Consider the following 5,183-nt stretch of genomic DNA (forward strand, 5'->3'; position numbering starts at 1 on the left):
CGCTTGAACTACTGTATGAAAAATACGCCAAACAGGTTTATAACCTGGTATTGCAGTACGTTCAGAATGTAAACGATGCGGAAGAGGTTACGCAGGATGTTTTCCTTGCTGCTTACAAATCATTGGATAAATTCAGGAACGAAGCCAATCACAGCACCTGGCTTTATCGCATTGCAATCAATAAATCATTGGATTTTCTGAAAGCAAAAAAACGGAAGAAGCGCTTCTTTTGGTTTACCCATGAACTTTCCGGGAACGATTCGGTTGAATTCAACCATCCGGGAGTTTTAATGGAATATAAAGAGGAAACGGAATTTATTTTTTCCTGTATCAATGAACTTCCGGATAATCAGAAAACGGCTTTGATTCTGAATAAGATCGAACAACTTTCTCTCAGTGAAATTGCCGGAATTATGGGGCTTTCTCCCAAAGCGGTTGAATCACTGGTTCAGCGTGCGAAAACAAATCTTTCAAAAAAAATGAACAGCGGCGAGGGGTAAAGCTCAAAGTGTCGTCTAAAAAATGAATAGCATGAAAAAAGATCCGTTACATACTTTGGAAAAGATAGAGAAAGCAGAAGTTTCTCCATTCCTGTTGACGCGTATTCAGGCAAAACTGCAGGAAGAACTTCTTGATCATTTGTCGACGCGGAAAACGGTTATTTATCTGACTGGAATTGTGCTGATTGTTGTGCTGAATGTAATTGTTTTGGGATCGAAGAATAAACCTGAAAACAATGACGGTTTGGTTTCCGAAATGAACCTGGCACCTTCTAATCAGTTGTACCAATGAAAAAGTCGGTGATTAGAAACGGGTTTATTGTCGTGTTGCTTTTAAGTAATGCCTTATTCATTTATAAATGGGTGATGGCTCCCGAACGAAGACACCAGGGACCGAGAAATGAAATCATTGAAAAATTGCATTTCGATGAAAAACAGGTTGCAGCATATGATGCTTTGATCCATGAACACCGAAAAGCAATCAGAGGTGCCGAAAGAGAATTACAGTTTCAGAAACAACAATTGTATTCCGACCTGAATGCGCCTTTTTCAGATAGTTTATTGCAGCAAATTCTGAAAGTCGAAGCGAAAATAGAACACATTCATTTCAATCATTTCAAAGACATTGCAAAATTGTGCCGACCGGATCAGAAAAACTATTTCAAAGCGCTGAACCGGGAAATAGCAGCGTTGTTTTCACCACCAAAAGGACCAGGACGTTGATGAAGAGCTTATTAACCGGATTGATTTTGTTTCCATTATTCGGATGGGGGCAGCTTACGATTGACGTCAATTTGATGGTCAGTAAGCAGCCCGTTAGATTAAATCAGCCGGTTCAACTGAATGATCATTTCTTTCAACTGGAACAGGCTCGTTTCTATTTGTCGAAATTCGAATTTTACCAAAACGATCAACTAATTGCAGTTGATTCGGTTGCCGCATATTTGATTGACTTTGAGAATGATTCCACCCGGAAATTGATTTTTCCGCAAATCAATGCATTTCAGGTAAATAAGATCTGTTTTTTGTTCGGTATAGATAGTATCACGAATACTTCTGGAGCAATGTCGGGAGCACTTGATCCGATGCATGGAATGTATTGGAGCTGGCAAAGCGGTTACATCAATTGTAAACTGGAGGGCACATTCTCCATTCCGAAACAGGAAGCCTTTCAATTTCATTTAGGAGGATATGTACGGCCTTTTTCAGGAGTTCAGCAGCTGGTGCTTAAAAGCAATCAAACGACGAATCCGCAATTAAACATCGATTTGAGTTCACTGATGAATGAAGTGATCCGGTCGAAATCCGATCTGCATGTGATGTCGCCAAGTATCAAAGCGGTTGAATATACGCAATTACTCACAAAATCAATTGAGCTGAAGCCATGAAAAGACTGGAAGCATATTTTCTGATTTTGTTTTTGCTCCTGGTTTCATTCCGGTACGCAGAAGGACTCTGGAAAACACCTTCCAACTGGCCGGAACCGGTTTATGATTTCAAAAAAAATCCTTTGGATTCTGCGACTGTTCAATTGGGAAGAACGCTTTTTTACGATCCTGTTTTATCTTCTGATAGCACGATTTCTTGTGCCAGTTGTCATTCTCCGTACAATGCGTTTACCCATATTGATCATGCTTTAAGTCACGGAATTAAAGACCGGATCGGAACACGTAATTCTCCGGTTTTGGTGAACCTGGCCTGGGGGAAGCATTTTATGTGGGACGGAGCTGTCAATCATTTGGATGTGCAGGCATTAGCACCTTTGGAAAATCACCTGGAAATGGATGAAAACCTTTCGCATGTGCTTCAAAAAATCAACAAACAGGAAAAGTACAGGCAATTATTTAGACAATCATTTCACTCTGAAACGATTACCGGAGAACGTTTTCTAAAAGCACTTTCGCAGTTCATGCTGACACTCGTGAGTTCCGATTCAAAGTATGATCGTGTGATGCGTGGTGAAAATGGAATTCAATTTACGGAATCCGAAACCAAAGGATATGATTTGTTCCGGCAACATTGTGTTTCCTGTCACACGGAACCGTTGTTTACGAATCAAAACTTCGAAAATAATGGCCTGGTTCCGGATTCAATGCTTCAGGATATGGGTCGGATGAAAGTCACTCAGAAACCTTCGGATTCCCTGAAATTTAAAGTTCCGACGCTTCGAAACATTGAACGTTCGGCACCTTATATGCACGATGGGCGATACCGAAGCCTTCAAATGGTATTGTTTCACTACTCATCGAATATTCATTCATCTCCGACCTTGTCTCCAAAGCTTCGCAACGGGATTGATTTGAATGAAAACGACAAACGAAATATCATTGCTTTCCTGAAAACACTCACGGATTATACCTTTTTGACCAATAAACAATTCTACTATCCGCGAATACCGGGATGATTTTTAGCCTAACAAGGTAGCGTAAGAGAGACCGGTCTATCCAATTTAGTTTGGAGGACCGGTTTTTTTCTTTTCATACGAGGGATTTATGTGGAAGTGTCGTCTAAATTTTTAAATGCTCTAAACTATGAAACAAATAACTGCAATTATTCTATTCCCGATTTCCTCCCTGACCGTTTTTTCGCAAGGACCCGCGATTACTTCCTGGTTGCAAAATACTACTTTGAACGGAAGTCATTATGTGAGTGGAAATTCGACACCTATCCAGGACAATGTTCCGGTGAACACGCAATTGATTCAATATTCATCCGCCTGGGTGTATGTTACTACCAATGGGATTCCTTCTTATCCGACAGGGCCGTTTCTGGATGGTAATCCAAGTCAGGCAACAGATCAGAATGCCATTTTCAAAATTCCCCTGAGTCCGGCGCAAAACACGGGAACTCTTACGGCTACAACCGGTGGAAACATCGGTGTTTTCATTAACGGGGTTGCCCTGTTTGATTACCGTGATGGTGTTTCCTGGAAAAATTCGACCAATGCGCTTGCTGGTGGCCCGATGGGTGGAATGGGCGACGGTGTTTGGAACAGGGATGCTGTTGTGGGCGAACGCGGCGGTTTTGACTGTGCGAAAGGACATCCGGCAATGGGAAATTATCATCATCATCAAAGCCCGAGCGCATTTGATCTGGATTTGCAGGTCATTTCTACCGTTTGTAATTTGTATGATTCGGACGGTTTGTACGCGATTGACAGCACACAGCATTCTCCGCTGATCGGATATGCATACGATGGTTTCCCGATTTATGGAGCCTATGCCTATAAAAATGCAAACGGTACGGGTGGAATTGTGCGCATGAAATCTTCTTTTTCGTTGAGAAATATTACCGTTCGGAATACATACTATACTGGAGCTTCAGTGACGGCAGGCCCGGCAGTAAATACAACGTATCCTTTGGGTTATTTCCGCGAAGATTATGAATTTACAGCTCCGGCGAGCGAAGATTACCTGGATATTCACAATGGTCGATTCTGTATTACTCCTGAATATCCTGCGGGAATCTATTGTTATTTCGCAACGGTAGATGAAAACTGGAATTCGGCTTATCCGTATGTTGTTGGCCCGACGTTTTATGGAAATAAAGTTGTGACAAAAGTGACATCGGTAGGAGAGACCACAACGACTTATACTCCGGTAACGAATGGTTTGACTCAGTCGGAACTTGAAAACCTGAATATTGATTTGTTTCCGAACCCTGCAACGGATTTGGTAGCGATCCAGGTGAATGGTTTGGTGAAAGAAAATCTGACGGTGCAATTAATGGATCTGACAGGAAGAATGGTTTTGGAAAAAGTGATTCCGGCTGGCAGCACGATTGCTTTTTTTGACACACAATTGCTTTATTCCGGTGATTACATTGTTCGGATCAAAACTTCCCGTAGCGCAATTACAAGGAAGTTGTTGATTGTGAAGTAGTGATTTCCGGTTTAAATTAAAAACGCAGACTATTTTGGTCTGCGTTTTTTGTATCTGTAATTCAATGCGTTGATGTAGGATTTGTTTGCGGCTAAATTCCCGAAATTGGAAAAAAACAATTTCCCCAAAACCCAATTTCCCAATATTGGGACGGGATTGAAAATCAATGACTTATCCGAGGTTGACCTGAATTTTTACCAAATCAGAATAAACACCACTCGTTGCCATTAAGTCCGAATGATTTCCGCTTTCAACGATATTTCCATTCTGAAGTACCAGGATTTTATCTGCATTACGAATCGTACTCAACCGGTGAGCGATAACGATACAGGTTCTTCCCTGCATCAATTTTTCCAAAGCATCCTGAACCACTCTTTCTGATTCTGAATCCAAAGCAGAAGTCGCTTCGTCCAAAATCAAAATGGTAGGGTTTTTCAAAATAGCTCGTGCAATAGCAATCCGTTGTTTCTGACCACCCGAAAGCTGAATTCCACGATCTCCAACCTGCGTTTTAAAACCATCAGGGAAACTCGTAATGAAATCATACGCATTGGCCTGTTTTGCCGCACTGATGATCGCATCTTCGCTTGCATCCGGATTTCCGAAAGCAATGTTTTCCAGAATGCTTCCTGCAAAAAGCAAAACATCTTGTGGAACAATCGCAATATGTTTTCTCAGGTATTTGATATCAATAGAATCTGCATTCGTGTCTCCAAAGTAAATCGCTCCTTTGTTGACTTTGTAATAGTTCAGAACCAACGACGAAATAGTTGTCTTTCCACCTCCGGAAGTTCCTACTAAG

The 5,183-nt window shown here is 41.4% G+C and carries 7 protein-coding genes; 6 read left to right on the forward strand and 1 reads right to left on the reverse strand.

The genetic code is table 11. From position 1 onward, the window contains the following. From Q1V93_RS06975 to Q1V93_RS07000, 6 genes are all read left to right on the forward strand, one after another. A partial coding sequence (locus Q1V93_RS06975) for an RNA polymerase sigma factor (RefSeq protein ID WP_300663154.1) occupies positions 1–500 on the forward strand: 500 nt, incomplete at its 5' end. A 31-nt stretch (positions 501–531) separates the two neighbouring features. Beyond that, a complete protein-coding gene (locus Q1V93_RS06980) occupies positions 532–792 on the forward strand; it encodes a hypothetical protein (protein ID WP_300663156.1) in 261 nt (86 codons plus the stop codon). After that, positions 789–1,223, forward strand: coding sequence for a hypothetical protein (locus tag Q1V93_RS06985; protein ID WP_300663158.1), 435 nt, complete (start codon positions 789–791; stop codon positions 1,221–1,223). Before Q1V93_RS06980 ends, Q1V93_RS06985 begins: the two co-directional genes overlap by 4 nt. Continuing rightward, positions 1,223–1,888 (forward strand): MbnP family protein, encoded by a 666-nt coding sequence (locus tag Q1V93_RS06990; protein WP_300663160.1) that lies wholly within the window; start codon positions 1,223–1,225, stop codon positions 1,886–1,888. Before Q1V93_RS06985 ends, Q1V93_RS06990 begins: the two co-directional genes overlap by 1 nt. Beyond that, a complete protein-coding gene (locus Q1V93_RS06995) occupies positions 1,885–2,904 on the forward strand; it encodes a cytochrome c peroxidase (protein ID WP_300663162.1) in 1,020 nt (339 codons plus the stop codon). Before Q1V93_RS06990 ends, Q1V93_RS06995 begins: the two co-directional genes overlap by 4 nt. A gap of 127 nt (positions 2,905–3,031) precedes the next feature. Further along, a complete protein-coding gene (locus Q1V93_RS07000) occupies positions 3,032–4,381 on the forward strand; it encodes a YHYH protein (protein WP_300663163.1) in 1,350 nt (449 codons plus the stop codon). A gap of 171 nt (positions 4,382–4,552) precedes the next feature. Here the strand turns inward: Q1V93_RS07000 and Q1V93_RS07005 are convergent. Continuing rightward, on the reverse strand, positions 4,553–5,183 hold a 631-nt coding region (locus Q1V93_RS07005; RefSeq protein WP_300663165.1), incomplete at its 5' end, for an ATP-binding cassette domain-containing protein.

Source organism: Fluviicola sp., assembly GCF_030151805.1.
Classification (GTDB): Bacteria; Bacteroidota; Bacteroidia; order Flavobacteriales_D; family Crocinitomicaceae; genus Fluviicola.

What these genes read in the sequence shown, in the direction of transcription:
- Q1V93_RS06980 (WP_300663156.1), top strand. Translation starts at nt 532, where the DNA reads ATGAAAAAAGATCCGTTACATACTTTGGAAAAGATAGAGAAAGCAGAA.
- Q1V93_RS06985 (WP_300663158.1), top strand. Translation starts at nt 789, where the DNA reads ATGAAAAAGTCGGTGATTAGAAACGGGTTTATTGTCGTGTTGCTTTTA.
- Q1V93_RS06990 (WP_300663160.1), top strand. Translation starts at nt 1,223, where the DNA reads ATGAAGAGCTTATTAACCGGATTGATTTTGTTTCCATTATTCGGATGG.
- Q1V93_RS06995 (WP_300663162.1), top strand. Translation starts at nt 1,885, where the DNA reads ATGAAAAGACTGGAAGCATATTTTCTGATTTTGTTTTTGCTCCTGGTT.
- Q1V93_RS07000 (WP_300663163.1), top strand. Translation starts at nt 3,032, where the DNA reads ATGAAACAAATAACTGCAATTATTCTATTCCCGATTTCCTCCCTGACC.